Annotated in this window: 25 protein-coding genes; 7 read left to right on the top strand and 18 right to left on the bottom strand. The window is 63.2% G+C overall.

Annotated features, from left to right (window positions below; genetic code table 11):
* Nucleotides 1–15: 15 nt before the first annotated feature.
* The 4 genes from A9971_RS18775 to ilvA are packed head-to-tail and all read right to left on the bottom strand — an operon-like array spanning nt 16 to nt 3,735.
* The gene (locus A9971_RS18775) at nt 16–483 is read right to left on the bottom strand and encodes a DUF2269 domain-containing protein (protein WP_011064075.1); all 468 of its coding nucleotides are present in this window, start codon (nt 481–483) and stop codon (nt 16–18) included.
* Entirely contained in the window at nt 480–1,736 is a 1,257-nt protein-coding gene (locus A9971_RS18770) for an SDR family oxidoreductase (RefSeq protein ID WP_183001185.1), read from the bottom strand. Before A9971_RS18770 ends, A9971_RS18775 begins: the two co-directional genes overlap by 4 nt.
* Before the next feature lie 15 nt (nt 1,737–1,751).
* The gene (locus A9971_RS18765) at nt 1,752–2,180 is read right to left on the bottom strand and encodes a DUF2269 family protein (protein ID WP_011064077.1); all 429 of its coding nucleotides are present in this window, start codon (nt 2,178–2,180) and stop codon (nt 1,752–1,754) included.
* Between the two features lie 40 nt (nt 2,181–2,220).
* Complete coding sequence (ilvA, locus tag A9971_RS18760; protein WP_183001187.1) at nt 2,221–3,735, bottom strand: threonine ammonia-lyase, biosynthetic; 1,515 nt, start codon at nt 3,733–3,735, stop codon at nt 2,221–2,223.
* A gap of 203 nt (nt 3,736–3,938) precedes the next feature.
* On the opposite strand from ilvA, the gene rpiA reads away from it, so the two are divergent.
* Nucleotides 3,939–4,610 carry a ribose-5-phosphate isomerase RpiA gene (gene rpiA / locus A9971_RS18755; RefSeq protein WP_183001189.1) on the top strand — a complete coding sequence of 224 codons (672 nt, stop codon included), beginning with the start codon at nt 3,939–3,941 and terminating at the stop codon, nt 4,608–4,610.
* A 73-nt stretch (nt 4,611–4,683) separates the two neighbouring features.
* Here rpiA and A9971_RS18750 read toward each other — a convergent pair whose 3' ends face one another.
* From A9971_RS18750 to A9971_RS18735, 4 genes are all read right to left on the bottom strand, one after another.
* On the bottom strand, nt 4,684–5,589 hold the full coding sequence (locus tag A9971_RS18750; protein WP_183001191.1) for an SdiA-regulated domain-containing protein: 906 nt from the start codon (nt 5,587–5,589) through the stop codon (nt 4,684–4,686).
* A 101-nt stretch (nt 5,590–5,690) separates the two neighbouring features.
* A complete protein-coding gene (locus A9971_RS18745) occupies nt 5,691–6,617 on the bottom strand; it encodes an SdiA-regulated domain-containing protein (RefSeq protein ID WP_065365071.1) in 927 nt (308 codons plus the stop codon).
* A 164-nt stretch (nt 6,618–6,781) separates the two neighbouring features.
* Nucleotides 6,782–7,447, bottom strand: a complete 666-nt coding sequence (locus A9971_RS18740) for a fumarylacetoacetate hydrolase family protein (protein WP_011064082.1) — start codon at nt 7,445–7,447, stop codon at nt 6,782–6,784.
* A 43-nt stretch (nt 7,448–7,490) separates the two neighbouring features.
* Entirely contained in the window at nt 7,491–8,885 is a 1,395-nt protein-coding gene (locus tag A9971_RS18735; RefSeq protein WP_183001193.1) for an FAD-binding oxidoreductase, read from the bottom strand.
* Between the two features lie 204 nt (nt 8,886–9,089).
* On the opposite strand from A9971_RS18735, the gene serA reads away from it, so the two are divergent.
* Nucleotides 9,090–10,319, top strand: coding sequence for a phosphoglycerate dehydrogenase (gene serA, locus A9971_RS18730; RefSeq protein ID WP_011064084.1), 1,230 nt, complete (start codon nt 9,090–9,092; stop codon nt 10,317–10,319).
* A 60-nt stretch (nt 10,320–10,379) separates the two neighbouring features.
* Here the strand turns inward: serA and A9971_RS18725 are convergent, their stop codons facing one another.
* Nucleotides 10,380–10,817 carry a DUF4399 domain-containing protein gene (locus A9971_RS18725; RefSeq protein WP_011064085.1) on the bottom strand — a complete coding sequence of 146 codons (438 nt, stop codon included), beginning with the start codon at nt 10,815–10,817 and terminating at the stop codon, nt 10,380–10,382.
* A 132-nt stretch (nt 10,818–10,949) separates the two neighbouring features.
* Here A9971_RS18725 and A9971_RS18720 point away from each other — a divergent pair, with 132 nt between their 5' ends.
* A complete protein-coding gene (locus tag A9971_RS18720; RefSeq protein ID WP_011064086.1) occupies nt 10,950–11,735 on the top strand; it encodes a transporter substrate-binding domain-containing protein in 786 nt (261 codons plus the stop codon).
* Nucleotides 11,736–11,884: 149 nt separating this feature from the next.
* Here A9971_RS18720 and A9971_RS18715 read toward each other — a convergent pair whose 3' ends face one another.
* Both A9971_RS18715 and A9971_RS18710 read right to left on the bottom strand, forming a co-directional pair.
* Entirely contained in the window at nt 11,885–12,373 is a 489-nt protein-coding gene (locus A9971_RS18715; RefSeq protein WP_011064087.1) for a DUF523 domain-containing protein, read from the bottom strand.
* A 2-nt stretch (nt 12,374–12,375) separates the two neighbouring features.
* Complete coding sequence (locus A9971_RS18710; protein ID WP_011064088.1) at nt 12,376–13,008, bottom strand: 2OG-Fe(II) oxygenase; 633 nt, start codon at nt 13,006–13,008, stop codon at nt 12,376–12,378.
* 161 nt (nt 13,009–13,169) lie between these two features.
* Between A9971_RS18710 and A9971_RS18705 the strand changes: the two genes are divergently transcribed.
* Nucleotides 13,170–13,922, top strand: a complete 753-nt coding sequence (locus tag A9971_RS18705; RefSeq protein WP_011064089.1) for a DUF2059 domain-containing protein — start codon at nt 13,170–13,172, stop codon at nt 13,920–13,922.
* A gap of 134 nt (nt 13,923–14,056) precedes the next feature.
* Here A9971_RS18705 and A9971_RS18700 read toward each other — a convergent pair whose 3' ends face one another.
* Nucleotides 14,057–14,995, bottom strand: a complete 939-nt coding sequence (locus A9971_RS18700) for an alpha/beta hydrolase (protein ID WP_183001194.1) — start codon at nt 14,993–14,995, stop codon at nt 14,057–14,059.
* Between the two features lie 110 nt (nt 14,996–15,105).
* On the opposite strand from A9971_RS18700, the gene A9971_RS18695 reads away from it, so the two are divergent.
* Nucleotides 15,106–15,693, top strand: a complete 588-nt coding sequence (locus A9971_RS18695; RefSeq protein WP_019093425.1) for a DUF6436 domain-containing protein — start codon at nt 15,106–15,108, stop codon at nt 15,691–15,693.
* Nucleotides 15,694–15,788: 95 nt separating this feature from the next.
* Nucleotides 15,789–18,209 carry a penicillin acylase family protein gene (locus A9971_RS18690; RefSeq protein ID WP_072443521.1) on the top strand — a complete coding sequence of 807 codons (2,421 nt, stop codon included), beginning with the start codon at nt 15,789–15,791 and terminating at the stop codon, nt 18,207–18,209.
* A gap of 90 nt (nt 18,210–18,299) precedes the next feature.
* On the opposite strand, the gene A9971_RS18685 is transcribed toward A9971_RS18690, so the two are convergent.
* A complete protein-coding gene (locus tag A9971_RS18685) occupies nt 18,300–19,268 on the bottom strand; it encodes a GlxA family transcriptional regulator (RefSeq protein WP_183001195.1) in 969 nt (322 codons plus the stop codon).
* A gap of 205 nt (nt 19,269–19,473) precedes the next feature.
* Here A9971_RS18685 and A9971_RS18680 point away from each other — a divergent pair, with 205 nt between their 5' ends.
* Nucleotides 19,474–20,115 (top strand): HD domain-containing protein, encoded by a 642-nt coding sequence (locus A9971_RS18680; RefSeq protein ID WP_011064094.1) that lies wholly within the window; start codon nt 19,474–19,476, stop codon nt 20,113–20,115.
* Between the two features lie 148 nt (nt 20,116–20,263).
* On the opposite strand, the gene A9971_RS18675 is transcribed toward A9971_RS18680, so the two are convergent.
* The 5 genes from A9971_RS18675 to A9971_RS18655 all read right to left on the bottom strand — a co-directional run bounded on the left by A9971_RS18675 (nt 20,264) and on the right by A9971_RS18655 (nt 25,663).
* A complete protein-coding gene (locus A9971_RS18675) occupies nt 20,264–21,154 on the bottom strand; it encodes an ABC transporter permease subunit (protein WP_011064095.1) in 891 nt (296 codons plus the stop codon).
* Entirely contained in the window at nt 21,151–22,032 is an 882-nt protein-coding gene (locus A9971_RS18670) for an ABC transporter permease subunit (protein WP_169892555.1), read from the bottom strand. The genes A9971_RS18675 and A9971_RS18670 overlap by 4 nt, the downstream gene beginning before the upstream one ends.
* Nucleotides 22,033–22,067: 35 nt before the next feature.
* Nucleotides 22,068–23,210, bottom strand: coding sequence for an ABC transporter ATP-binding protein (locus A9971_RS18665; protein WP_041120308.1), 1,143 nt, complete (start codon nt 23,208–23,210; stop codon nt 22,068–22,070).
* 71 nt (nt 23,211–23,281) lie between these two features.
* Nucleotides 23,282–24,376 (bottom strand): polyamine ABC transporter substrate-binding protein, encoded by a 1,095-nt coding sequence (locus A9971_RS18660; protein ID WP_015637412.1) that lies wholly within the window; start codon nt 24,374–24,376, stop codon nt 23,282–23,284.
* A gap of 189 nt (nt 24,377–24,565) precedes the next feature.
* On the bottom strand, nt 24,566–25,663 hold the full coding sequence (locus tag A9971_RS18655) for a polyamine ABC transporter substrate-binding protein (RefSeq protein ID WP_026020018.1): 1,098 nt from the start codon (nt 25,661–25,663) through the stop codon (nt 24,566–24,568).
* Between the last annotated feature and the right edge of the window lie 52 nt (nt 25,664–25,715).

Here is a 25,715-nt window from a genome sequence, read left to right as displayed (position 1 = left end):
GCCAGCGAAAAAAACCTACGCCGGCTTGGCCACCATCAGATAGAAAATCGCCATGAAGGCCAGGAACGCCGGCCAGCCCAGGGCGAACCACCAGCGCATATAAAGGGTTGCCCGCAGCGGCATCGGCGTCCCGTCCTGCAGGGCCTGCTCGGCCATCTTGTGCACTCGGATCTGCAACCAGACCACCGGCAGCCAGCACAGCCCCGCCACCACATACAGCCCCAGGCTCCACATCAGCCACGCCTGCTGCAGCGACCAGCCTGCCAGGTGCACCAGCCCCAGCCCGCTCAACGGCTGGAATACCGCCGTGGTGGCGGTAAAGGCCCAGTCGGCGAACACCAGGTGCTTGAAGGTCACGGCGATCACTTCCACCCGGCCACTGCGCCAGGCCCGCAGGGCGTAATAGGCCGACCCCGCGCCGAGGCCGAACAGCACGGTGGAGGACAGGATATGCAGGGTTTTCAACAGCAGGTAAGCGCTCATTGGTGGGGTTCGGTCCACAGCAGCCATAGGGTCGCCACCATCAGCACCAGGTTCTTGGCGACGGCGGCATAAGGGTCAAACCAGAAGTGCGGCAGGATCAGGCTGATGATCAGGGTGTAGCCGAGCATCAGCCCCAACTGTGCCTGCAAGGCCCGCCGGCGCCAGCGCCGCAGCAGCAGGCCGACACCCAGCAGCGCATCACAGAGTGAACCGCCGATCACCGCCAGGGCCGCCCAGACGCCCTGCACGCCAGCCTCGGCCATGATCCGCAGGCCCCAGTCGTAACCCGGGCCAATGCACACCAGCGCGGTACCCAGCCAGATCAGCACCATCACTGCCAGCAACAGCGGGCGCAGGGCTGGTTGGGTGCTTTGCGCCGCCTGCGGCCAGTCCTGCAAGCGGGCCGCCAGCGGCGCCGCGTGATACCCGCAGACCGAGGCCAGCACCTGCGGATCCGCCAGGTTGTCGTGGCGGGCCATGGCCAGGCTCTGCCGGTTCAAGGCTCGCCAGCCCAGGCGATCGCCAGCAGCGGCCACCAGCCGCAGCAAGACCGCTGGCAGCTTGAAGTAGCGCGCCGGGGCCCAGCCCTGGGCCGACCGCAGGTGATCGAGCAGTTGCGCCATGGTCATGCGTTCCGGGCCGACCAGGGGCAAAACCATGGATTCCTGCGGCCACTGCCTGAGCAGCGCCAGCACCGCGGCGCTCAAGTCCTCTATATGCAAGGGCTGCATCTGCGCCTTGGCGGACAGCAAGGGAATCAGCGGCCAGGGCGACAGCCTCGTCAGCCAGCCGCTGCTGGCACCGCCAGCGCCGAGCACCAGCGAGGGCCGCAGCACCACCGCCGGTACCCCCAACTGCAGCAGGTAATCATCCGCCGCCGCCTTGCTGGCAAGGAACGGCACCTGGGGCAGGATCCCGGCCCCCAATGCGGAAATCTGCAGTACCCGCACGCCCCGGGCCGCCGCCAGATCGAACAGCGCGCGGGTACCCAGGTCCTGGGTCAGGCTCAACGCCCGCGCATCAGTGCTCAACAGCCCCGCGGCGTTGATCAGCAGGTCGGTGTCGGCAGGCAGGGCAAAGGGCTGGGGCTCGCGGCCCAGGCAATCGAGATCCAGCTGGCACCACTCCACCCCGGGCAACCCCTGGGGCTGCGGGCGACGGCTGGTGGCAATCAACTGATGGCCGGCAGCGTGCAATGCCGCCAGCAGATGACGGCCGACAAACCCTGTGGCCCCCACCAGAACGACCTTCATGGCAATCCTTGAGAGTTAGACCGGCTTGGCGCCCATAAGACCGGCAATGGTCACGAAACATGCGGCGCTGAACACCGCCAGCACCAGGGTGAACGCCAGGCCGCTGGCAACCTTGGCCACCCGCAGGCGGTTGAGGCGCACCATCAGCCACAGCCAGGCCAGGGCCCCCAGGGTGTAGAGCACACTGGAACCCAGGACCCAGGTCTGCCCCAGCGGCCAACCCACCAGATGCACCAGCCACCAACCGCTGAACGGCAATGTCAGCATGCCCAGCGCCAGCAACAGCCAGCCGAACAGGCCCGGACGGTGCAGCACCCGGCTATAAACCGTGGCATCCCCCTGGCGGCGCAGGCGCCAGACCCAGATCGCCAGCCCCAGCGCACTGCCCAATAGCAGCACGGTGGCCAGTACATGAAGCGTCTTCAGCGTGGTCAGTGTTTCCATGTTTTCGCTTCCTTAAGGCTCCGATCCTCAGCGTAGTCGTTCAGCCGAGGAACAGCTGGTAGGCCGGGTTGTCGCTTTCATCCCAGTACGGATAGCCGATCTGCTCCAGCGCCGCGGGCACCAGGTGACGTTCATCGGCCGGCACTTGCAGGCCGGCGACTACCCGGCCATCCGCCGCACCATGGTTGCGGTAGTGGAACATCGAGATATTCCAGCGCCCGCCCAGCTTGTTGAGGAAGTTGAACAGCGCCCCCGGACGCTCCGGAAATTCGAAACGCAGCACCACTTCGTCGCTGACCTTCTCGGCATGGCCGCCGACCATGTAGCGGATGTGCAGCTTGGCCAGTTCGTTGTCGGTCAGGTCGATCACCGGAAAGCCCTGCTCGGTCAGGCTGGCGATCAGGGCGCTGCGCGGATCGTTTTCCGGGTGGGTCTGCACGCCAACGAAGATGTGCGCCTCGCTGCCGGTGTTGTAGCGGTAGTTGAATTCGGTGATCTGACGCTTGCCCACCGCCTCGCAGAAGGCCTTGAAGCTGCCGGGCTTCTCGGGGATGGTCACGGCGATGATGGCTTCGCGGCCTTCGCCCAGCTCGGCGCGCTCGGCGACGTGGCGCAGGCGGTCGAAGTTGACGTTGGCTCCGGAGTCGATGGCCACCAGGGTCTGCCCGCTGATACCGCGCTGCTCGACGTACTTCTTGATCCCGGCAACGCCCAGGGCGCCGGCAGGTTCGGTGATCGAGCGGGTATCGTCGTAGATATCCTTGATTGCCGCACAGATCTCGTCGGTACTGACGGTAATCACTTCATCCACATAATACTTGCAGATGTCGAAGGTGTGCTGGCCAATCTGCGCCACCGCCACGCCGTCGGCGAAGATCCCCACGGTCGGCAGCACCACGCGCTCACCGGCAGCCATGGCCGCCTGCAGGCAGTTGGAGTCGTCCGGCTCGACGCCGATGACCTTGATCTCCGGGCGCAGGTACTTCACATAGGCCGCGATGCCGGCGATCAGGCCGCCGCCGCCGACCGGAACGAAGATCGCATCCAGCGGGCCGGGGTGCTGACGCAGAATCTCCATGGCCACCGTGCCCTGCCCGGCAATGGTGTGCGGATCATCGTAGGGATGGATGTAGACGTAGCCCTTCTCGTCCACCAGCTTCAGGGAGTAGGCCAGCGCTTCAGGGAAGGTATCGCCGTGCAGCACCACCTTGCCGCCACGGGAGCGCACGCCCTCGACCTTGATCTCGGGGGTGGTCTTGGGCATCACGATAGTGGCCTTGACCCCCAGCACCTTGGCCGCCAGGGCCAGGCCCTGGGCGTGGTTGCCCGCCGACGCAGTGACCACGCCGCGGGCGCGCTCGGCATCGCTGAGCTGGGTCAGCTTGTTGTAGGCGCCACGGATCTTGAACGAGAACACCGGCTGCAAGTCTTCACGCTTGAGCCAGATCTGATTGCCCAGCCGCTCGGAGAGCTGGCGGGCAGTCTGCAATGGGGTTTCTACGGCAACGTCATAAACGCGCGAGGTGAGGATCTTCTTGACGTACTGTTCGAGCATCGGAAAGCATCACTGAGCGGGTTGGGCAGGGCCAGGGAGTCTAACCCAGCGTTTGCCCGGGCGACCACACGAATACCGAGGTTTTAGCCGCCCCCTCGCCTTCTCTGAAGCCCGGCCGATTAGCCAAACGGGCAATGACCTGATCTGCCGCGGCGCCTATAATGCCGGCCTTTGTGCCCCCCCTTGCCCGCTTCGGAGCCCGCATGACCCAGGATCAACTCAAACAGGCCGTTGCCCAGGCCGCCGTCGACCTTATCCTCCCGAAACTCGATGACAAGAGCATCGTCGGGGTCGGCACCGGCTCCACCGCCAACTGCTTCATCGACGCCCTGGCCCTGCACAAGGGCGCCTTCGACGGCGCCGTGGCCAGCTCCGAAGCCACCGCCGCGCGCCTCAAGGGCCACGGGATTCCGGTCTACGAGCTCAACACCGTGAGCGACCTGGAGTTCTACATCGACGGCGCCGACGAAAGCGACGAACACCTGAACCTGATCAAGGGCGGCGGCGCCGCCCTGACTCGGGAAAAGATCGTCGCCGCCGTGGCCAAGACGTTCATCTGCATCGCCGACGCCAGCAAGCTGGTGCCGATGCTGGGCAACTTCCCGCTGCCCGTGGAAGTGATCCCCATGGCCCGCAGCCACGTGGCCCGTGAACTGGTGAAACTGGGCGGCGACCCGGTGTACCGCGAAGGCGTGATCACCGACAACGGCAACATCATCCTCGATGTGCACAACATGCAGATCACCAATCCGGTGGAACTGGAAAGCCAGATCAATGCCATTGTCGGCGTGGTCACCAATGGCCTGTTCGCTGCACGCCCCGCTGACGTGTTGCTGCTGGGTACCGCCGAAGGGGTGAAGACCCTCAAGGCCTGAGCCTGCCCCGCGGATAGGAGCCGGCGCGCGGGCGAAGGCGGCTTTGAAGGCCTCTTCGCTGGCCAGCCGGCTCCTACATCGGTTTCTTGAAGACGTAGAACAGGTTCGGTTCGCTCACCAGGTACAGGGTGCCGGCGTCATCCATGGCCATCCCTTCCGCCTGAGGCACCGCCTTGCTCAGGCCCTGGCGCCACTTGCCCAGGGCCAGGGTACTCAGCGGGCGCCCCTCGACATCCAGCTCCACCACCAGCCGCGACTCGTCCGACAGTGCCAGCAGGTGGCCACTGCGCTCGTCGTATTGCAGGCTGGAGAGGTCGCGCACGAACAGGCCGGCATCGCGCTTGGGGTTGTTCACCACATGCATCCCGTAGGACTGCTGCGGATCTTGATGGGGGAAGCCCTGCACTTCATAGATCAGCATCGGGTCGCGCTCCTTGGCGACGAACAGGCGCTTGCCCTGGGAGTCGTAGGCCAGCCCCTCGAAGCCTTTGTTGCCGGCAAGGTGCACGCCCAGGGTGATCTGCTCGGCTTCTGCCGCATCCACCGCCGTGGTTTCGTCGTCCAGCTGGATCTTGATCAGCCGGTGCTGGCGCTCGTCGCTGATCACATAGGTATTGGCATTGATGAACTCCACCGCTTCCGGATCGCCAAAGCCCACCAGAGCGATGCGGCGCAGGATCTGCCCGTCCAGGGACAGCTCGATCAGTTCGGAATTCTTGTTGGTCACGGTGAACAGGCTGTTGCGCAGTGGATCGTAGGTCAGCGCCGAGACCTCATCCAGGCCCTCGATGGGCTGCGCCTCCAGCACGACACGGTAATCGCCCAGCCCCAGGGATTGGGGGGCCGCCACCTGCCAGTAGGATTGCCAGTCGAACCAGGCACGCTGCCACAACCTGTGGTTATGGACAAACACCGCCAACAGCACGGCCATCAGGCAGAGGAGCAGGTAAAGGGGTTGCAGGCGGGTGAGGCGATACATGGCGGGCAGGCTCGAAATCAGGACAGGCTGATGAAATATCACAGCCGCCTGAATTAAAGCTTAATGCCCTGAATGGCCCGGCTCGGGTGCCAGGCCGGGACTCACTGCTTCTCGAAGCGATAGAACAGGTTGGGCTCGCTGACCATGTACAGGTTGCCGGCCTCATCCATGGCCACCCCTTCGGCCCGGGGAATGGTTTTTTCCAGGCCATTGAAACCACCGAGCAGGGCCATGAAGCTGACCTGTTCGCCCTGCTCGTCCAGTTCCAGCAACAGATGGGAATCAGCCGACAACACCAGGGTATGGCCGGTGCGCGGGTCGATACCCAGGGCCGAAAGGTTGCGCAAGTCGAGTTCGTCGCTGGCCAGCTTCTGCTTGTCGCCCTTGAGTACCTGGCTACCGTCGCTGCTCCAGGTAAACAACGCCGGCGGGCGCTCCTCCCCCAGCAGCAACTGTTGCTTGCGCGGGTTCCAGGCAATGGCTTCGAACGCCTTGTTCTGGTCTGCCGAAGGGCCCAGGTCGTATTTGGGGAAGTCCGCGACATTCAGCGACTGGGTATTGGCATCGACCTTGACGATCACCAGCGAATGCTCGCGCTCATCGACAATCGCCAGCAGGCCATTCTCCAGGACCGCAACCCCTTCCGGGTTGCTCCAGCCCACCAGAGGCATCTTGCGCAGGACGTCGCCTTGCAGCGACAGCTCCACCAGGAATGGGTGCTTGCCCATTACCGAAAACAGGGTCTTGGTCTGGGGGTTATAGGAAAGATCGGAGGCTTCGTCCCGCTCCATGCCTGGCAGGACCTTGGCATCGATCACCGCCCGGTAGCTGGGCAGCCAGATACTGGAGCTGCGTTCGGCGGTACTGACAAAACCTTCCTGGACCCAGAGTGCCCCACGGTCATCCCAATGCATGAGGCTGGCTACGCCATAGCAGATCACGCCCGCCAACAGCAGCCAGGAATACCAGCGCATGCGCAATCGCAAGCGGCGGATGAGGCGAGGTTTAGGTAGAGGGTGGGCGTCCATCACACAGATTCCAGAAGCACGGCCAAAGGTAATAGCACAGGGATTTCAGATCCGCGAACCATAAGCTTCGGAATTATCCGGGAAAAATGTGAAAAAACGGTTAAAGCCGGTGATCTCTCTGCGCCGGGCCCTGGATTACCGGGCCCAGCGCAGAAAGATTCGGATCAACGGACGCTGCTGGTGAAACGGCTGGCACCGGGAAGCTCCAGCACCAGCTCATCGCCGACATTCAGCGGCCCAACCCCGACCGGCGTGCCCGTGAGGATCACATCGCCGGCCTGCAGGGAGAAACAACCGGCCATGTACTGGATCATCGGCACTATGGGGTTGAGCATGATGGCGCTGTTGCCGTCCTGGCGTACTTCACCGTTGATGGTCAGGCGGATGCCGATGTCGGTCAGGTCGGCGAAGGTGCTGCCCACCACAAAGGGCGCGATCACCGCCGCGCCGTCGAACGACTTGGCGATTTCCCAGGGCAAGCCCTTGGCTTTGAGTTCGGCCTGCTTGTCCCGCAGGGTCAGGTCCAGTGCCGGGGCAAAGCCGGAAATGGCATCCAGCACTTCTTCGCGGCTGGGTTTGGTGGAGAGCGGCTTGCCGATCAACACCGCGATTTCCGCTTCGTAGTGCACCGAACCACGCTCGGTGGGAATGGCGAACCCACCCTCCAGGGGCACCACACAACTGCCCGGCTTGATAAACAACAGGGGTTCGGTAGGTACCGGGTTGTCCAGCTCCTTGGCGTGCTCGGCGTAGTTGCGACCGATGCACACCACCTTGCCCACCGGAAAATGGATCCGGGTACCGTCGACATACTGGTGCTGATAGCTCATTACCGACTCCTGCTCGTGTGCGTTATCTGGACACTACCCGGCTTCAGATCGCGAAGATCTTGCCCGGGTTCATGATGCCGTTCGGGTCGAACGCGGCCTTGACCGCCTTCATGTACTCGATCTCCACCGGCGAGCGGCTGTAGGTCAGGTAATCACGCTTGGTCATGCCCACGCCGTGTTCCGCGGAAATCGAGCCGTTGTACTTCTCGACCGTTTCGAACACCCACTTGTTGACCGTCGCGCACTTGGCAAAGAACTCGTCCTTGCTCAAGTTGTCCGGCTTGAGGATGTTCAGGTGCAGGTTGCCGTCGCCGATGTGGCCGAACCAGACGATTTCGAAGTCCGGGTAATGCTTGCCGACGATGGCGTCGATTTCCTGAAGGAAGGCCGGGACTTTCGACACAGTGACCGAAATGTCGTTCTTGTACGGCGTCCAGTGGGAAATGGTCTCGGAGATGTATTCGCGCAGCTTCCACAGGTTGTGCAACTGGGTTTCGCTCTGGCTCATCACGCCGTCCAGCACCCAGCCCTGCTCGACACAGTGCTCGAAGGTTTCCAGGGCGTGGTTGGCCACTTCCTCGGTGGTGGCTTCGAATTCCAGCAGCGCATAGAACGGGCAGTCGGACTCGAACGGCGCCGGTACATCGCCACGGGCCAGGACCTTGGCCAGAGCCTTGTCGGAGAAGAACTCGAAGGCCGTCAGATCCAGCTTGCCCTGGAAGGCGTGCAACACAGGCATGATCGAGTCGAAATCAGGGGTGCCCAGGACCATCGCCGTGAGGTTCTTCGGGGCCCGGTCCAGGCGCATGGTGGCCTCGACCACGAAGCCCAGGGTGCCCTCGGCGCCGATGAACAGTTGGCGCAGGTCATAGCCGGTGGCGTTCTTGATCAGGTCCTTGTTCAACTCCAGCAGGTCGCCCTTGCCGGTGACCACCTTCATGCCAGCCACCCAATTGCGGGTCATGCCGTAGCGAATGACCTTGATTCCGCCGGCATTGGTACCGATATTGCCGCCAATCTGGCTGGAACCTGCAGAAGCGAAATCCACCGGGTAGTACAGGCCGTTTTCTTGCGCCAGGTTCTGCAACTGCTCGGTTACCACGCCCGGCTGGCACACCGCGGTGCGGTCGGTCAGGTTCAGGTCGAGGATCTGGTTCATATAGTCGAAGGACACCACCACCTCGCCGTTGGCTGCCACCGCTGCCGCCGAAAGCCCGGTGCGACCGCCCGAAGGCACCAGCGCAACCGTGTGCTGATTGGCCCAGCGCACAATGGCCTGGACCTGCTCGATGGTTTTCGGAAACACGATGGCTGTCGGGGCCGGGGCGAAATGCTTGGTCCAATCCTTGCCGTAAGCATTCAGGGAGTCAGCGTCGGTCAGCACCTTGCCAGGCTCAACCAGGGTCTTCAGCTCATCAATCAGGGCAGGATTGGTCATCGACAGAACTCTCGAACAATTCATGGTCATCCTGAGAACGCTTCACGTCGCAGGAATGAGTGTTTAGCGGGGCGCGTATGCTAGCATACCGCCCCCGCAGGAGAGTGCCCAAGGGCCTTTCTGCGGTGTCGGCCCAGTGCCGCCCAGGTCAGCTCAAGCTGTCCACTTCCCTGCCATTTTTCTCCGGGACACAGGTTTACGCAGATGAGCAAGACTTCTCTCGATAAGAGCAAGATCAAGTTCCTTCTCCTCGAAGGCGTCCACCAATCCGCTGTCGACGTCCTCAAGGCCGCCGGCTACACCAGCATCGAGTACCTCACCGGTTCTCTGCCGGAAGCCCAGCTCAAGGAAAAGATCGCCGATGCACACTTCATCGGCATTCGCTCCCGCACTCAACTGACCGAAGAGATCTTCGACCACGCGAAGAAACTGGTCGCAGTGGGCTGCTTCTGCATCGGCACCAACCAGGTTGACCTGTCCGCCGCTCGCGAGCGCGGCATCGCGGTGTTCAACGCGCCGTACTCCAACACCCGTTCGGTTGCCGAGCTGGTGCTGGCCGAGGCCATTCTGCTGCTGCGCGGCATCCCCGAGAAAAACGCTTCCTGCCACCGTGGCGGCTGGATCAAGAGCGCGGCCAACTCCTTCGAAATCCGTGGCAAGAAGCTGGGTATCGTCGGCTACGGCTCCATTGGTACGCAGTTGTCGGTCCTGGCTGAAGGCCTGGGCATGCAGGTGTTTTTCTACGACACCGTGACCAAGCTGCCACTGGGCAACGCCACCCAGGTGGGCAACCTGCACGAACTGCTGGGCATGTCCGACATCGTCACCCTGCACGTGCCGGAAACCGCGGCCACCCAGTGGATGATCGGCGAGAAGGAAATCCGCGCCATCAAGAAGGGCGGCATCCTGATCAACGCCGCCCGCGGCACCGTGGTCGAGCTGGACGCCCTGGCGGACGCGATCAAGGACAAGCACCTGATCGGCGCGGCCATCGACGTATTCCCGGTGGAGCCGCGCTCCAACGACGAAGAGTTCGAAAGCCCGCTGCGCGGCCTGGACAACGTGATCCTGACCCCGCACATCGGCGGTTCCACCGCTGAAGCCCAGGCCAACATCGGCCTGGAAGTGGCAGAAAAACTGGTCAAGTACAGCGACAACGGTACCTCGGTGTCCTCGGTCAACTTCCCTGAAGTGGCGCTGCCGGCCCACCCGGGCAAGCACCGTCTGCTGCACATCCACGAGAACATTCCGGGCGTGATGAGCGAGATCAACAAGGTCTTCGCCGAAAACGGCATCAACATCTCCGGTCAGTTCCTGCAGACCAACGAGAAGGTCGGCTACGTGGTGATCGACGTCGACGCCGAGTACTCGGACCTGGCGCAAGAGAAGCTGCAGCACATCAACGGCACCATCCGTTGCCGCGTGCTGTTCTAAGCCTCGACCGCGGCACAAAAAAGGGAGCCCTCTGGGCTCCCTTTTTTATCGTGTTTACGATTATTTCACTGTTACTGTGATTTTCTTGGAAACGATCACCGGGTTGAAAGGCACGTGGTTCTTGTCCCCCAGTTCCAGTTGCAGGGTGTGCTTGCCGGGGGTCAGGGTCACTTCGGTTTCGGTCTGGGCCTTGCCGAAGTGCAGGTGGTTGGCATCCATCGGGATCGGCAGGTTCTCGGCAGGCAACTGATCGACATCGATCAACAGGTGATGGTGGCCAGTGTTGGCGGTCTGATCGCCCGCCGGAGCCAGGGCGATGCCTTCAACGCCGAACTTGACCTTGAAGGTCTTGTCCACGGTGGCCCCGTCGGCCGGGGAAACGATAGTCACCTTGGCGCCGGCAGGTGCCTCGGTACGCGGAATTTCCGCTGCACCGGCCAGCATCGAGGTTCCCAGCAACAGACCGGCCAAAGCAGCACGCGACATAAAAATTTTCATTATCTTCTCCAGTTTTTCCGCAAATCTTTTACGGTTATGACAACTTCGTGGCAATTCGTTGTCGAAGGCACTCAACACCTTAGCAAAGCGAGCCTGAACGGCGCATCGCTCATATAAATTCAAGGAGTGACCATGCGTTTCCTGCCTGGCCTGTTACTTTTGCTGCCCCTTGCGAGCACTTGCGCTCAAGCCGAACTGATGGACGATATCAATGACCGCGGCGAGCTGCGCATCGCCCTGGAAGCCGATACGCCACCCTTCAACTTCAAGGACGACGGCAAACTCACCGGTTTCGAGGTGGAGTTGGGGCAACTGCTGGCCAGTGAACTGGACGTACGCGCGGACTTCGTGGTGACCGAGGCCGCCGAACTGCTCCCGGGAGTGGAAAGCGGCAAGTTCGACGTGGCGATCAACCACATAGCAATGACCCCGGAACTCAAGGATCGTTTCGATTTCAGCGAACCCTACAGCTATTCCAGTGCGCAGTTGATTGTGCGCAAGGAAGAGCAGCGTCCGCTGTTTTCCCTGCAGGCCCTGCGCGGCCAGGCGCTGGGGGTGGCCCAGGGCAGCCAGTTCGTCGATCAGGCGCGGACTGTTGAAGGGATCAACCTGCGCAGCTACGCCGATGCCCAGCAGCCGATCAAGGACGTGGCGGACAAGCAGATCGACGCTGCCATCAGCGATCGCCTGCTGATTCCCTACGCCATTCGCGACAGCCGCCTGCCGGTGAAGGAAGGCGCCAAGGTCGGACCGACCCTGAGCCTGGCGATCCCCTTCCAGAAAGGTAACCCGGCGTTTCGCGCGAGCCTGGACAGCGCCTTGCAGCGGATCAAGGCCGACGGGCGCCTGATGGCCCTGTCGGAGAAATGGTTCGGCATGGACGCGAGCAAACCGCCGAAGGCCGAAGCCGGGCAGTAAACGACACAAGCTGCCTGGATTGACCTGTAGCCGCAGCCTGCGAACGGCCCGAAGGGACCCAGGGGCTTCATGGCTGCTAGAGGTCGGCGGGAAATCGTCAAGCAAGGCCCTTAGGGCCTTTTCGCAGCCTCGCTAAAGCTCGGCAGCAGCTACGAGGACAATGCGGCCAGGGCGCTGGCGGCCTCGGGCAGTTGCAGCTCGCTGAAGACTTGCACCCCGTGCTGCTTGAGCAACGCGGCGGTGACGCCCTCCCCCGAAACCTTGACCCCGCTGAAGCTGCCGTCATAGGTCAGCAGGTTGCCGCAGGATGGGCTGTGGGCCTTGAGCACGGCAACGCGGATCCGGTGCTTCTCCACCAGCTCCAGGGCCTGGCGGGCGCCAGCCAGGAACTGGGCGCTGACATCTTCACCTTCGCAGGTCATCACCGGTGCCCGGCCCTCGAGCACATCGACACCCTGCCCGCCGGGGATCTCCGCCGGCGCCCGTGGCGTGGGCAAACCCCCAGCAACCTCCGGACACAAGGCAACCACTCGTCCCTCTTGCTGCCAGGCGGCCAGTTGATCGAACGGGCCGCTGGCACCGCCGTCGTAGCGTACGCGGTGGCCCAACAGGCAGCGGCTGACCAGGATCTTGTGCATATTCAGAACGGCTCGTTACCACGGCGCCGGAACCAGCCGGTCAGGGACAGGCGTTCCCGGGTCGCAGGCATGACTTCATGGGGGACTTCGCCGGAAAGAAACACCACCAGCCGCCCCCCGACAGGGACTACATCGTATTGCCCCCGGTCATTGAGGTACATGCGCAATTGCCCGCCCTGCTCGGGCAGCCACTCCTCATTGAGGTAGACCACCGCCGAGACCATGCGCCGGTCGTCATCGCGAAAGCGATCCACGTGGCGCTTGTAGAAGGCTCCCGGCGGGTACATCGCGAAATGGCATTCGAAATCTTCAAGCCCGAGGAACAGGCCTCGGTTCAGAGCCTCGCGCAGGCTGTCCATCAGTTCCAGGTAGCTATCGCAGGCCTGGGCCTGACCGGGTTCGAGCCACTGGATATGGTCGCCGCGAATACCCTCGCGGATCTCCTGGGCCGGCCCGCGTCCTACCGCCGCCGGCGCCAGTTCACCTTCAGCCGCACGTTTACGGCACTCAGCCGCCAGTTCGAGGGTCAGAGCCTCGGACAGGAAGACATTTTGCTGCGACCAGCCACAGGCGGCCAGGTCGTCGACAATGTTCAACAACAGCGGATGATCAGAGGGTATTTGCATGGCGCGCATAGTATCCAGCCTCAGAAAAATCTGACAGAGCCGCAGAGCGGAGGATGAAGCATTTTTTTCAATGGGCTTACACATCATCGGTTTGCCGAGGGATGCTGATACGAATTCTCGACAACCACCCTCTTGCCCCGGAGAATAGTCGCCTGCTGACAGGAGTCCTTATGCGCCGTTTGCTTTTCTCACTGTTGATCTTCTGCGCCTTGCCTGCCTGGGCAGACAGCCACGACCAGTTGTACCAGGTCGCCGGTTGGGCGCAACAGCGCGCGCATTTCAACGATGCCCTCAGCGCCGCCCAGCAGCGCTACCAGAGCAGCCTGCCGCCGGCGGTCTATCAAGCCCTGGTGGACAACAGCAACCAGCGCTTCGCACCCCAGGCCGTGGACCGTCGCGCCGAGGCCCAACTGCGGCAGAACCTGGCGGACCCCGCACCGGCCCTGGCCTTCTTCCAGTCGCCCCTGGGCCGCAAGATCGTCGCCGCCGAACTGCTGGCGACCCGCCGCGACCAGCTGGCCAAGAACGCCCAGGGCCTGCCGAAGATGCAGGCCAGCGACAACCGCCAGTTGATCATCGGCCACCTGGCCCAGGCCCTGCCGGCCCGGGAAGCGGGTGCAGAGGTGAGCCTGGCGATTGCCGGTGTCGCCGCCGACAGCCTGAGCCAGATGATTCCCGGCCTGCTGGGGGGCGGCCAGGCCCAGGGCATGCTCAACGGCCAGCGCCAGCGGCTGATGCAGCAGATCGGCAACGACCTGAACAACACCTTGCTGTACGTCTATCGGGATCTGTCCGACACGGAGCTGGAAGAGTTCGCCACCTTCGCCGAATCCAGCGAAGGCAAGGCCTACTACCAGGCCGCCCTGGCAGCGATTCGCGCCGGCCTGGCGGTCGGCCAGAGCACTTCCAGCCTCGCCCCCTGACCCGGCAACTCGCCTGTGACCGCTGCCGAGCCCGCAGGCCCTTGCCTGGCAATCGCCTGACGAGCCTGCAGTAGCCTTGGGCTCTTGCGTCCCTTCGGGCCGTTCGCAGCCTGCGGCAGCGGCTGCACCAATCTCTAGAGGTGCTGGGTCAGAAAGGCGAAGTACTGATCGCGATACAACGGGACTTCATTGGCCAGGTGGTGCCGCGCATCGGGCAGCATCAACAACTCGGGCGCGGCAAACTTGCCACGAATCACCTGCAGATTGTGCTGCCAGTCCACGGTCATGTCCGCATCCCCCTGAACGATCAACGGCTGCCTGGAACTGCGGGGCGCCGCCTCCAGGCGCTTGATCCAACGCGACAGCGCTCCCACCCAGGCCGTCGGCAAGCGTTGCGGCTGCAACGGGTCGACCTGCAGGAACGCGAGGAAATCCGGGTCGTTGGAGTTTTCACTGAAGCGCCGGGCAATGCCGGTGACGAAGGGCCGCAGCGCGTAATAACTAAGCATCGACCAGCCCCAGGCCCGCGGCCGCACCAGCGGCGAGAGCAGCATCACCTGCCCCTGGGCCGGGCTCTCGGCGCCCTGGTTGAGCAGGTGGTCCATGATGATCGCGCCGCCGGTGCTTTGCCCGAACAGGTGCCAGGGCTCGGGGAGCTCCAGAGACCGGGCCTCGGCGAACAGGCCTTGCAGCACCCGCTGGTACACCGCGAAATCATCGATACTGGCCCGCTCGCCACTGGAAAGACCGTGCCCGGGCAGGTCGCAGGAAATCACCACGAAACGCCGTTGCAGCGCCCACTCGATCACATGCCGGTACAAGCCCATGTGGTCGTAGAAGCCGTGGAACAGAAACAGCGTGGCCCGTGGCTGCTCCGGCCACCATACCTGGCTCACCACGTCGTAGCCGTCCATCTGGAAACGCCCCAGGCGGCTGCGCGGCACCAGCGCCCGCCCGGCGAAATCCAGCCCATAGAAGCGCTGGTAGGCCTGCCCCTCCACCGACAAAGGCTGCCCGGCGACCAGAGGTTGCAGGCTGGCACGCAGGTGGTCGGGGTCGAAAGTGGCGGGCATAGAGAATTCCAAAGCGGGGGTACCGGCGACAAAACGGGCTTTCTGGGCCTGCGATATTCATCTGTCGCGGCAAGCATGGCAAGCTACGCGACCTTCGAGGACCGATCTTAATGCGCCAGTCTTACCGCACGCCCCTGCTTGCCAGCCTGCTTGTCCTGATCTGCGCCGTGGTGCTGTGGAACGCCTACGAATGGTTCCAGGGCCGCTATCTGCGGGCGTTCAGCGAGCACACCGCGATGTTCTCCGGCGACCCGTTGCAACTGCCCGCCGAACTGGCCGGCCCCGGGGCGATCCGCCTGGTGCATTTCTGGGACCCGGCCTGCCCCTGCAATGTCGGTAACCAGCAGCACCTGGCCGAGCTGATCGAAACCTATGGCCCGCGGGGCGTGGAGTTCTATGCCGTACAGAAGCCCGGCAGCCACGGCCAGCTACCCGCCACCCTGAGCCGCCTGAAGCACCTCGACAGCCTGCCCGGAGCGGAACAGATCCCCGCCAGCCCGGCAGTGGCGATCTGGGACCGCAACGGCAAGCTGGCCTACTTCGGCCCCTACAGCGAAGGCCTGACCTGCAATTCCAGCAACAGCTTCATCGAGCCCATCCTCCAGGCCCTTGAGGACAATCGCCCGGTCAGCGCCACCCACACCCTGGCCATCGGCTGCTACTGCCCCTGGCCGGCCGAACAAGGCATTCGCGACTAATCAAGGACTGCCTCCTGCGCGAGGCCCCTGACTTGTGCTAAATCTCTGCAGCTCTCCCAAGGCGGCATTGAATACAACAACAGCAAGGAGCCCGCATGAAACGCAGCCTGACCGTCGTCGCCGTACTGATCCTCGCCCTGCTGGCAGGGCTTGCCGGCTACCTGTACAGCAAGCAGCCGACGCGTCAGGGCCAGGTCGAGCTCAATGGCCTGCAAGGCTCGGTCACCGTGCGTTACGACGAACGCGGGGTGCCGCACATTCGCGCCGAAAACGAAGCCGACCTGTACCGCGCCCTGGGCTACGTGCACGCCCAGGACCGGCTGTTCCAGATGGAAGTGCTGCGGCGCCTGTCCCGGGGCGAGCTGGCAGAGGTGCTGGGGCCCAAGCTGGTGGACACCGACAAACTGTTCCGCAGCCTGCGGATTCGCGAACGGGCCGACAGCTATATCGCCGGGCTCGACCATCAGTCACCCGCCTGGAAGGCCCTGGAAGCCTATCTGGACGGCATCAACCAGTATCAGGACAGCCACGCCAGCCCCATCGAGTTCGACGTCCTGGGTATCCGCAAGCGGCCTTTCACCGCAGAAGACACCGTCAGCGTCGCCGGTTTCATGGCCTACAGCTTTGCCATGGCCTTTCGCACCGAGCCGCTGCTGACCTACATCCGCGACGAGCTGGGCAATGACTACCTGAAGGTGTTCGACCTCGACTGGCAGCCCAAGGGCGTGCTGGCCAAGGGCAAGACCCCACCTTCAGCGCCACTGGCCGCCGTCGACTGGCAGGGCCTGGGCCGGATCGCCCGCCTGAGCCAGCAAGCCCTGGAAGAAGCCGGGCTGCCGCAATTCGAGGGCAGCAATGCCTGGGTGGTTTCCGGCTCGCGGACCAAGAGCGGCCGCGCGCTGCTGGCCGGCGACCCGCATATCCGCTACTCGCTGCCGTCGGTGTGGTACGAGGCCCAGCTCTCGGCCCCTGGCTTTGAACTCTACGGTCATCACCAGGCCCTGGTGCCCTTCGCCTTTCTCGGCCACAACCTGGACTTCGGCTGGAGCCTGACCATGTTCCAGAACGATGACCTCGACCTGATCGCCGAAAAGGTCAACCCGGAGAACCCCAATCAGGTCTGGTTCCACGACAAGTGGGTGGACCTGATCACCAGCGAGCAGCAGATCGCCGTCAAGGGCCAGGCCCCGGTGACCCTGACCCTGCGCCAGTCGCCCCACGGCCCGATCATCAACGACATGCTCGGCACCACCGTGGGCAAGGCGCCGATCGCCATGTGGTGGGGTTTCCTGGAAACCCCGAACCCGATTCTCGACGGCTTCTACCAGCTCAACCGCGCAGACACCCTGGCCAAGGTCCGCGCTGCGGCCGCCAAGGTCCATGCACCGGGCCTGAACATCGTCTGGGCCAACGCCAAGGGCGACATCGGCTGGTGGGCGGCGGCGCTCCTGCCCAAGCGCCCGGCGGGGGCCAAGCCGGCCTTCATCCTCGATGGCAGCACCAGCCTGGCGGACAAGGAAGGCTTCTACCCCTTCAGCGCCAACCCCCAGGAAGAGAACCCGGCCCGGGGCTATATCGTCTCGGCCAACTTCCAGCCGGTATCCCCCACCGGCATGGAGATCCCCGGCTACTACAACCTGGCCGACCGTGGTCAGCAACTGGATCGGCAGCTCAGCGACAAGAGCCAGAAATGGGACCTGGAGAACACCCAGAAACTGCAGTTGGGCACCACCACCGCCTACGGGCCGCGCCTGCTGGCGCCGCTGTTGCCGGTGTTGCGTGAAGTGGTCAGCGACCCCGAGGAACTGAAGTTGGTGGAGCAACTGGCGAAATGGCAGGGCGACTATCCGCTGGAATCCACCAGCGCGACGCTGTTCAACCAGTTCCTGTTCAACCTGGCCGATGCCACTTTCCATGAAAAACTCGGCGACGCCTATTTCGACGCCCTGATCCAGGCCCGGGTGGTGGACGCCGCCCTGCCCCGGCTGGCGGCGGACCCCGACTCGCCCTGGTGGGACAACCGCACCACGCCCCAGCGCGAAAGCCGCGCCGACACGGTCAAGCTGGCCTGGCGCGCCAGTATCGACCACCTGCGCCTGACCCTGGGCGCCAACCCGGCGCAATGGCGCTGGGGCCAGGCCCACACGCTGACCCACGGCCACCCGCTGGGCATGCAGAAGCCCCTGGACCGACTGTTCAACGTCGGCCCCCTGGACGCCCCCGGTAGCCACGAGGTGCCGAACAACCTCACCGCCAAGATCGGCCCGGCGCCCTGGTCAGTAGTCTACGGGCCCTCGACCCGGCGCATCATCGACTTCGCCGACCCGGCCCACAGCCTGACCATCAACCCGGTGGGCCAGAGTGGCGTGCTGTTCGACAAGCATTACGACGATCAGGCCGAAGCCTATATCGAAGGGGTCTACCAGCAGGCGCACTTCAGCGACGAGGAAGTCACCGCCAACACCCGCAGCACCCTGAAGCTGCTGCCGGCACGCCCCCGGGTCCCGGCGCCTTGACCAGCGGCGGGTGTAGAAGCGAGCTGGCCAGCGAAGAGGCCAGCAAGCCCTGCACTCCGCTGAAGGACGCCTTCGCCGGCAAGCCGGCTCCTACAAGGGCACGGTGCTGAAGTTCAGGCGGAACTGTTGCGGGGTCAGCCCCAGGCGCCGGTTGAACACGCTGCGCATGTGCTGGGCATCGCGAAAACCGCAGGCGTAGGCCACGGTCTTGAGCGGCGCCGCGCTGCGTTCGAGCATCCCCCGCGCCGCATCCATCCGCGCGCCTTCGACAAATTCCGCCGGAGTCACCCCCGCTTCTCGAACGAACACTCGGGCAAAATTGCGCGAGCTCATGTTCACCGCCCGGGCCAGCTCGGCAATGCTCAGGTCCGCCTGCAACCGGTCCTGCACATGCTGCTGGACCCGAGCCACGGTGGAGGTGGTCTCGGCCTGGGGCAGCAGAAACGGGCTGAACTGCGACTGCCCCCCCGTGCGCTGGGTGAACACCACCAGACGCTTGGCCACGCTCAGGGCCACCCCCGCACCATGATCCTGGGCCAGCAGGTACAGCGACAGGTCGATGCCGGCGGTGACCCCCGCCGAAGTGAACAGCCTACCGTCCTGGACGTACAGGCGATCAGCCTCGACCCGGGTGCCCGGGCACAGCGCAGCCAGCGCCGGCGCATCGCTCCAGTGGGTGGTCACCGTGCGCCCTTCCAGCAACCCGGCCCGGGCCAGGATGAACGCGCCGTTGCAGATCGAGCCGAAGCCCTTGGCCCGGGCGCAGGCCTCCCGCAGCCAGGCGTAGAAGGCCGGGCTGAACTGGCTGCCAGGCACCTGCGGGCCGCCTGCCACCAGCAACAGGTCAAAGGGCTCCAGGGCCTGGGTGAAGGAACAATGGGCCTGCAACAGCAGGCCATTGGAACAGGCCTGCGCCCCAGCCTCGACGCCAATCACCCGCAAGCGGTAATGATCCTCGGCCGGCAGAAACCGGTTGGCTTCGCAAAACACATCCATGGGCCCGGTGACATCGAGGGCCTGGACACCCGGAAAAACCAGCACGGCAACGCTTCTACCCATGGTGCAAATAGCCCTCTATGACCCGCGCCCGGCAACCCCGAGCGGCGGGCAATTGTCGCAAGCAAAGCTCGGGGGAACATAGCACTGGCAGGAAATGCACGCAGGTTGGCCGGGATCGCAGCCCCGGTGCGATTGTGGGCCGAAAGGGCCGGTAACAGACTGAAGGCTCCAGCGCCAGCACGGCGCCCGCCACGAGGAACGCCCCATGAGCTCCACCATCGCCGGGATCCGGATACCCGACAGCGCCCTGGCCCGGGCCACCACCGAGTACATCCGCGATGTCGAATCCGACCTGCTTTATCACCACTCGCGCCGGGTGTTCCTGTTCGGCGCCCTGAGCGGCGAACGCCGGCAGCTGGCTTACGACCCGCAGTTGCTCTACGTCGGCGCCATGTTCCACGACCTGGGGTTGGTGGAGGGCCTGCGCAGCGCCGACCAGCGCTTCGAAGTCGACGGCGCCAACGCCGCACGCGACTTTCTCCAGCCCTACGGCCTCAGCGCCGACGATATCGAGCAGGTCTGGCTGTCCATCGCCTTGCACACCACCCCAGGCATCCCCCAGCACCTGCGCCCTACCGTGGCCCTGGTCACCGCCGGGGTCGAGATGGATGTGCTGGGCATCGACTACGCCGCGTTCCCCGCGGCCCAGCGTGAAGCCGTGGTCCACGCCCACCCGCGCGGTGAAGGCTTCAAGGAATGCATCATCTGCGCCTTCGCCGACGGCCTGCGCCATCGCCCGCAAACCACCTTCGGCAACGTCAAGACCGACGTCCTGGCCGACCAGCAGCCAGGGTTCAAGGCGTTGAATTTCGTCGAGGTGATTCGCCGTTCACCCTGGCAATCCTGACCCATCACCAGCGCTGCAGGAGCTGGCTGGCCAGCGAAGAGACCCGCAAGCCCAATCCCCTTCTGAAGGACGCTTGCTCCGGCAAGGGCCAATAAAAAACCTCGCTCCCGGAAACCGGGGCGAGGTTTTTTGATGACACAACCGCAACTCAGGCGGTTTCCGGCGCCTGGGCCCGACGCACGTCCGGCTGTTTCCAGGAGTCGGCAGCGCTTTCCTCGATGGCCTGCTGGATCGCCCGCTTGCGGGCTTCTTCAGCGCGCCGGCTGAAGAACCAGACCAGGAAGGTCACCAGAGACACCGCCAGCAGGATCAGGCTGGCCACGGCGTTGATCTCCGGCTTCACCCCCAGGCGCACCGCCGAGAACACTTCCATCGGCAAGGTGGTGGAACCCGGGCCGGAAACGAAGCTGGCCAGTACCAGGTCATCCAGGGACAGGGCGAAGGACATCATGCCGCCCGCTGCCAGCGAAGGCGCGATCATCGGGATGGTGATCAGGAAGAACACCTTCCACGGCCGCGCGCCCAGGTCCATGGCCGCCTCTTCGATGGACAGGTCCAGCTCACGCAGGCGGGCCGACACCACCACTGCCACATAGGCGGCGCAGAACGTGGTGTGGGCGATCCAGATGGTGACGATGCCGCGCTCCTGAGGCCAGCCGACCGCCTGGGCCATGGCCACGAACAGCAGCAGCAAGGAAAGACCGGTGATCACTTCCGGCATCACCAACGGCGCGGTGACCAGGCCACCGAACAGGGTACGGCCCTTGAAGCGGGTGATCCGGGTCAGCACGAACGCCGCCAGGGTGCCCAGTGCCACCGCTGCTACAGCGGTGTAGCAGGCGATTTCCAGGGAGCGCATCACCGAGCCCATCAGTTGCTGGTTATCCAGCAGGCCGATGTACCACTTGATTGACCAGCCGCCCCACACCGTCACCAGCTTGGAGGCGTTGAACGAGTAGATCACCAGGATCAGCATCGGCAGGTAGATGAACAACAGGCCGAGCACCAGCATCAGGCTGGAGAAACTGAAGCGCTTCATTCCTTGCCCTCCATTTCCTTGGCCTGACTGCGGTTGAACAGGATGATCGGCACAATCAGGATCGCCAGCATCACCACCGCCAGGGCGGATGCCACCGGCCAGTCACGGTTGTTGAAGAACTCTTGCCACAGCACCTTGCCGATCATCAGGGTTTCCGGACCGCCCAGCAGTTCCGGAATCACGAACTCACCCACCACCGGGATGAACACCAGCATGCAGCCGGCGATGATGCCGTTCTTGGACAGCGGCACGGTGATTTTCCAGAAGCTGTTGAAGGTGCTCGAACCCAGGTCGGCCGCGGCCTCCAGCAGGCTGGTGTCGTGTTTCACCAGGTTCGCGTACAGCGGCAGGATCATGAACGGCAGGTAGGAATAGACCACCCCGATATACACCGCGATGTTGGTGTTGAGGATCTGCAGCGGCTCGTTGATCCAGCCCATGGACATCAGGAAGCCATTGAGCAGGCCGTTGTTGCTGAGGATGCCCATCCAGGCATAGACGCGGATCAGGATCGCGGTCCAGGTCGGCATCATGATCAACAGCACCAGCACCGTCTGCAATTCCTTGCGGGCACTGGCGATGGCGTAGGCCATCGGGTAGCCGATCAGCAGGCAGAGGATGGTGCTGAAGAACGCCATCTTCAGCGAACCGAGGTAGGCGGCGATATAGAGTTCGTCGTCGCCGAGCATCGCGTAGTTGCCCAGGTTCAGCAGCAACTGCAGCTTCTGGTCGACGTAGCTGTAGATCTCGGTGTACGGCGGAATGGCTACGTCCGCTTCGGCGAAGCTGATCTTCAAGACGATGAAGAACGGCAGCATGAAGAACAGGAACAGCCAGATGAACGGAACCCCGATGACCAGCTGACGGCCACCGGGAATTATTCGATTGAGTCGGCGCTTGAGCTTTCGCATGTTCATGAGCGCAGTACCACGCCGCTGTCGTCTTCCCACCAGACGTAGACCTGGTCACCCCAGGTCGGCCGCGCACCACGGCGCTCGGCGTTGGCGACGAAGGATTGCACCAGCTTGCCGCTCGGCAGCTCGACGTAGAACACCGAGTGGCCGCCCAGGTAGGCAATGTCGTGGACCTTGCCGCTGGACCAGTTGTACTCGCAGGTCGGCATCTCGGCAGTCACCAGGAGCTTTTCCGGGCGGATCGCGTAGGTCACCGATTTGTCCTGCACCGAAGTGCTGATGCCGTGGCCGACATAGATGCTGCGGTCCAGGTCCTTGCAGGTGATCAGCGCGTGGCCCTCGGCATCGTCCACCACTTCACCCTCGAAGATGTTGACGTTGCCGATGAATTCGCAGACCAGGCGGCTGACCGGGGTCTCGTAGATGTCGATCGGGCTGCCGATCTGGGCGATCCAGCCCAGGTGCATGATGGCGATGCGTTCGGCCATGGTCATGGCCTCTTCCTGGTCGTGGGTCACCATTACGCAGGTCACGCCCACGCGCTCGATGATCTCCACCAGTTCCAGTTGCATCTGCGAGCGCAGCTTCTTGTCCAGGGCGCCCATGGGCTCGTCCAGCAAGAGCAGCTTGGGACGCTTGGCCAAGGAACGGGCCAGGGCCACGCGCTGGCGCTGGCCGCCGGAGAGCTGGTGCGGCTTGCGCTTGGCGTACTGGCTCATCTGCACCAGCTTGAGCATCTCTGCCACCCGGGCGTCGATCTCGGCGGCAGGGATCTTGTCCTGCTTGAGGCCGAAGGCGATGTTCTGGGCCACGGTCATGTGGGGGAACAGGGCGTAGGACTGGAACATCATGTTGATCGGCCGCTCGTAGGGCGGCATGTCAGTGATGTCTACACCATCGAGGAAGATTCGCCCCTCCGTTGGCCGTTCGAAGCCGGCCAGCATCCGCAGCAAGGTGGACTTGCCTGAACCCGAACCGCCGAGCAGGGCGAAGATCTCGCCCTTCTTGATTTCCAGGGACACATCGTCCACGGCAACCGTCTCGTCGAACTTCTTCGTGACCCGGTCGATTTTGACCAGCACCTGCTTAGGTGTCTGGTCGCCCTCGAGGGCTTTCTTATAGGCGCCGGAGGCAACTGCCATTTGCGAAACTCCCAACAAAATTTGCAGCCCGCCCCATGCGGGCGGACCTTGGATAGTTTGAGCCTGTGGAACTATTTACCCGTCTTGACCTTGGTCCAGCTGCGGGTCATCAAGCGTTGGATATTGGGTGGCAACTCGGTGGACACATAGGTCTTGTCGAGCACTTCCTGCGGTGGGTAGACCGCTTCGTCGGTGCGAATGGACTGCTCCATCAGCTTGTCCGACCCGGGGTTGGGGTTGGCATAACCGACATAGTCACTGACCTGAGCGATCACTTCAGGTTGCAGCAAATAGTTGATGAAGGCGTGGGCCTGCTTGACGTTGGTCGAATCCTTGGGGATCGCCAGCATGTCGAACCACAGGGCACCGCCCTCCTTCGGAATCGCATAGGCGATGTTCACACCCTTGCCGGCATCGGCGGCCCGGGCCTTGGCCTGGAACACATCGCCGGAAAACCCGATGGCCACGCAGATATTGCCGTTGGCCAGGTCCGAGATGTACTTGGACGAATGGAAGTAGGTCACGTAGGGGCGTACCGCCAGCAGCGTGGCCTCGGCCTTCTTGTAGTCCTGGGGGTTGGTGCTGTTGGCGTTCAGGCCCAGGTAGTTGAGGACCGTGGGCATCATCTCGTCGGCGGAGTCGAGGAAGGCCACGCCGCAGCTGTTGAGCTTCTTGATGTTCTCCGGCTCGAACAGCACGCTCCAGGAGTCGATCTTGTCCACGCCCAGGGCGGCCTTGACCTTGTCGACGTTGTAGCCGATGCCGTTGGTACCCCACAGGTACGGCACCGCGTACTGGTTGCCCGGATCGTTCATTTCCAGACGCTTGAGCAGTACCGGGTCAAGGTTCGAATAGTGGGTCAGCAGGCTCTTGTCGAGCTTCTGGAAAGCCCCGGCCTTGATCTGCTTGCCCAGGAAGTGGTTGGACGGCACGACCACGTCATAACCGGTACGGCCGGCCAGCAACTTGCCTTCCAGGGTTTCATTGGAATCGAATACGTCATACACCGGCTTGATACCGGTGGCCTTTTCAAACTCGGCCAGAGTGTTCTGACCGATGTAATCGGACCAGTTATAAATATGCACGGTCGGTGCAGCCTGGACGCCAGCCATCAGCGTCAGGCCGGCGGCGGCCAGCATGGCTTTGCGAAATAAAGAAATAGGCAAGTGGAGGTCCTCTTAAATAGTTGGGCCCAAGTTGCCCCGCGCTACCTGACAGCCTCCAAGCTGCCCAGCAACAAAACCGGCGCGCAACTTACCCTCGATAAACCAATCCAGCAAAACTTTCTGTCATTTAATTGTTTCCTGTTGCCGCCCTCGCCACGACGACGGCAACAGGGAGTGCTGCAAATCGGCTTATTTGCCGGATTTGATCTTGGTCCAGCTGCGGGTCAGGATGCGCTGGGTCGCGGCCGGCAGGTCGGCGATCGCGTACAGCTTGGCCTGCACCTCAGCTGGCGGGTAGACGCCCGGGTCGCTGGTGATGTCTTTATCGACCAATGGGGTTGCAGCCGCGTTACCGTTGGGGAAACGCACGGCGTTGGTGATTTCGGCCATGACTTCAGGCTTTTGCAGGAAGGTCATGAACTTGTAGGCGCCTTCGACGTTTTCCGCGTCTTTGGGGATGGCCACCATGTCATAGAAGCTGCCAGCACCTTCTTTGGGGATGTTGTAGCTGACCTTGACCTTGTCACCGGCTTCGGCGGCACGGGCCTTGGCCTGGTAGATGTCGCCCGAGTAACCCACGGCGACGCAGATGTTGCCGTTGGCCAGGTCGGAGATGTACTTGGAGGAGTGGAAGTAGGCGATCGAAGGACGGATCTTGAGGAACAGCGCTTCGGCTTCAGCCAGTTGCTTCTTGTCCTGGCTGTCGGTCGGGTAGCCCAGGTAGTGCAGCGCCACCGGAATCATCTCGGTTGGCGAATCGAGGAAGCTGACGCCGCAGGCCTTCAGCTTCTCAGCGTTCTCAGGCTTGAACAGCAGGTCCCAGGAGTTGGTCGGTGCATCGGCACCCAGCGCGGCCTTGACCTTCTCGGCGTTGAAGCCGATACCGATCGAGCCCCACATGTAAGGGAAGGCATGCTTGTTGCCCGGGTCGCTCACCGAAACCGCCTTGAGCAGCGATTCGTTGAGGTTCTTCCAGTTCGGCAACTTGGAGCGGTCCAGTTCCTGGTAGACACCGGCCTTGATCTGCTTGGCCAGGAAGTTGTTGGAAGGCACCACAACGTCATAACCGGACTTGCCGGCGAGCAACTTGGCTTCCAGGGTTTCATTGCTGTCGAACACGTCGTAGACAACCTTGATGCCCGACTCGGCTTCAAACTTCTTGATAGTGTCCGGCGCGATGTAATCGGACCAGTTGTAAACGTGCAGCACTTTATCGTCCGCTTGTGCCGCCGCCGCCATCACGCCCATCAGGGACATGGCGAGGAGGGTCTTGCCAGCTAACTTCATACCTAATGCCTTCATGCGTAATGCTCCAATTATTCTTTTTAACCACTCGCTC

The organism is Pseudomonas sp. UME65, from assembly GCF_014170225.1.
GTDB lineage: Bacteria > Pseudomonadota > Gammaproteobacteria > Pseudomonadales > Pseudomonadaceae > Aquipseudomonas > Aquipseudomonas protegens.
The sequence above is the reverse complement of the archived record's forward strand: the minus strand, read 5'-3'. Positions and strand labels throughout refer to the sequence as shown.

Bases quoted from the DNA above. Each gene is read 5' to 3' on its own strand.
- A9971_RS18775 (WP_011064075.1), bottom strand. From the start codon at position 483: ATGAGCGCTTACCTGCTGTTGAAAACCCTGCATATCCTGTCCTCCACC.
- A9971_RS18770 (WP_183001185.1), bottom strand. From the start codon at position 1,736: ATGAAGGTCGTTCTGGTGGGGGCCACAGGGTTTGTCGGCCGTCATCTG.
- A9971_RS18765 (WP_011064077.1), bottom strand. From the start codon at position 2,180: ATGGAAACACTGACCACGCTGAAGACGCTTCATGTACTGGCCACCGTG.
- ilvA (WP_183001187.1), bottom strand. From the start codon at position 3,735: ATGCTCGAACAGTACGTCAAGAAGATCCTCACCTCGCGCGTTTATGAC.
- rpiA (WP_183001189.1), top strand. From the start codon at position 3,939: ATGACCCAGGATCAACTCAAACAGGCCGTTGCCCAGGCCGCCGTCGAC.
- A9971_RS18750 (WP_183001191.1), bottom strand. From the start codon at position 5,589: ATGTATCGCCTCACCCGCCTGCAACCCCTTTACCTGCTCCTCTGCCTG.
- A9971_RS18745 (WP_065365071.1), bottom strand. From the start codon at position 6,617: ATGGACGCCCACCCTCTACCTAAACCTCGCCTCATCCGCCGCTTGCGA.
- A9971_RS18740 (WP_011064082.1), bottom strand. From the start codon at position 7,447: ATGAGCTATCAGCACCAGTATGTCGACGGTACCCGGATCCATTTTCCG.
- A9971_RS18735 (WP_183001193.1), bottom strand. From the start codon at position 8,885: ATGACCAATCCTGCCCTGATTGATGAGCTGAAGACCCTGGTTGAGCCT.
- serA (WP_011064084.1), top strand. From the start codon at position 9,090: ATGAGCAAGACTTCTCTCGATAAGAGCAAGATCAAGTTCCTTCTCCTC.
- A9971_RS18725 (WP_011064085.1), bottom strand. From the start codon at position 10,817: ATGAAAATTTTTATGTCGCGTGCTGCTTTGGCCGGTCTGTTGCTGGGA.
- A9971_RS18720 (WP_011064086.1), top strand. From the start codon at position 10,950: ATGCGTTTCCTGCCTGGCCTGTTACTTTTGCTGCCCCTTGCGAGCACT.
- A9971_RS18715 (WP_011064087.1), bottom strand. From the start codon at position 12,373: ATGCACAAGATCCTGGTCAGCCGCTGCCTGTTGGGCCACCGCGTACGC.
- A9971_RS18710 (WP_011064088.1), bottom strand. From the start codon at position 13,008: ATGCGCGCCATGCAAATACCCTCTGATCATCCGCTGTTGTTGAACATT.
- A9971_RS18705 (WP_011064089.1), top strand. From the start codon at position 13,170: ATGCGCCGTTTGCTTTTCTCACTGTTGATCTTCTGCGCCTTGCCTGCC.
- A9971_RS18700 (WP_183001194.1), bottom strand. From the start codon at position 14,995: ATGCCCGCCACTTTCGACCCCGACCACCTGCGTGCCAGCCTGCAACCT.
- A9971_RS18695 (WP_019093425.1), top strand. From the start codon at position 15,106: ATGCGCCAGTCTTACCGCACGCCCCTGCTTGCCAGCCTGCTTGTCCTG.
- A9971_RS18690 (WP_072443521.1), top strand. From the start codon at position 15,789: ATGAAACGCAGCCTGACCGTCGTCGCCGTACTGATCCTCGCCCTGCTG.
- A9971_RS18685 (WP_183001195.1), bottom strand. From the start codon at position 19,268: ATGGGTAGAAGCGTTGCCGTGCTGGTTTTTCCGGGTGTCCAGGCCCTC.
- A9971_RS18680 (WP_011064094.1), top strand. From the start codon at position 19,474: ATGAGCTCCACCATCGCCGGGATCCGGATACCCGACAGCGCCCTGGCC.
- A9971_RS18675 (WP_011064095.1), bottom strand. From the start codon at position 21,154: ATGAAGCGCTTCAGTTTCTCCAGCCTGATGCTGGTGCTCGGCCTGTTG.
- A9971_RS18665 (WP_041120308.1), bottom strand. From the start codon at position 23,210: ATGGCAGTTGCCTCCGGCGCCTATAAGAAAGCCCTCGAGGGCGACCAG.
- A9971_RS18655 (WP_026020018.1), bottom strand. From the start codon at position 25,663: ATGAAGTTAGCTGGCAAGACCCTCCTCGCCATGTCCCTGATGGGCGTG.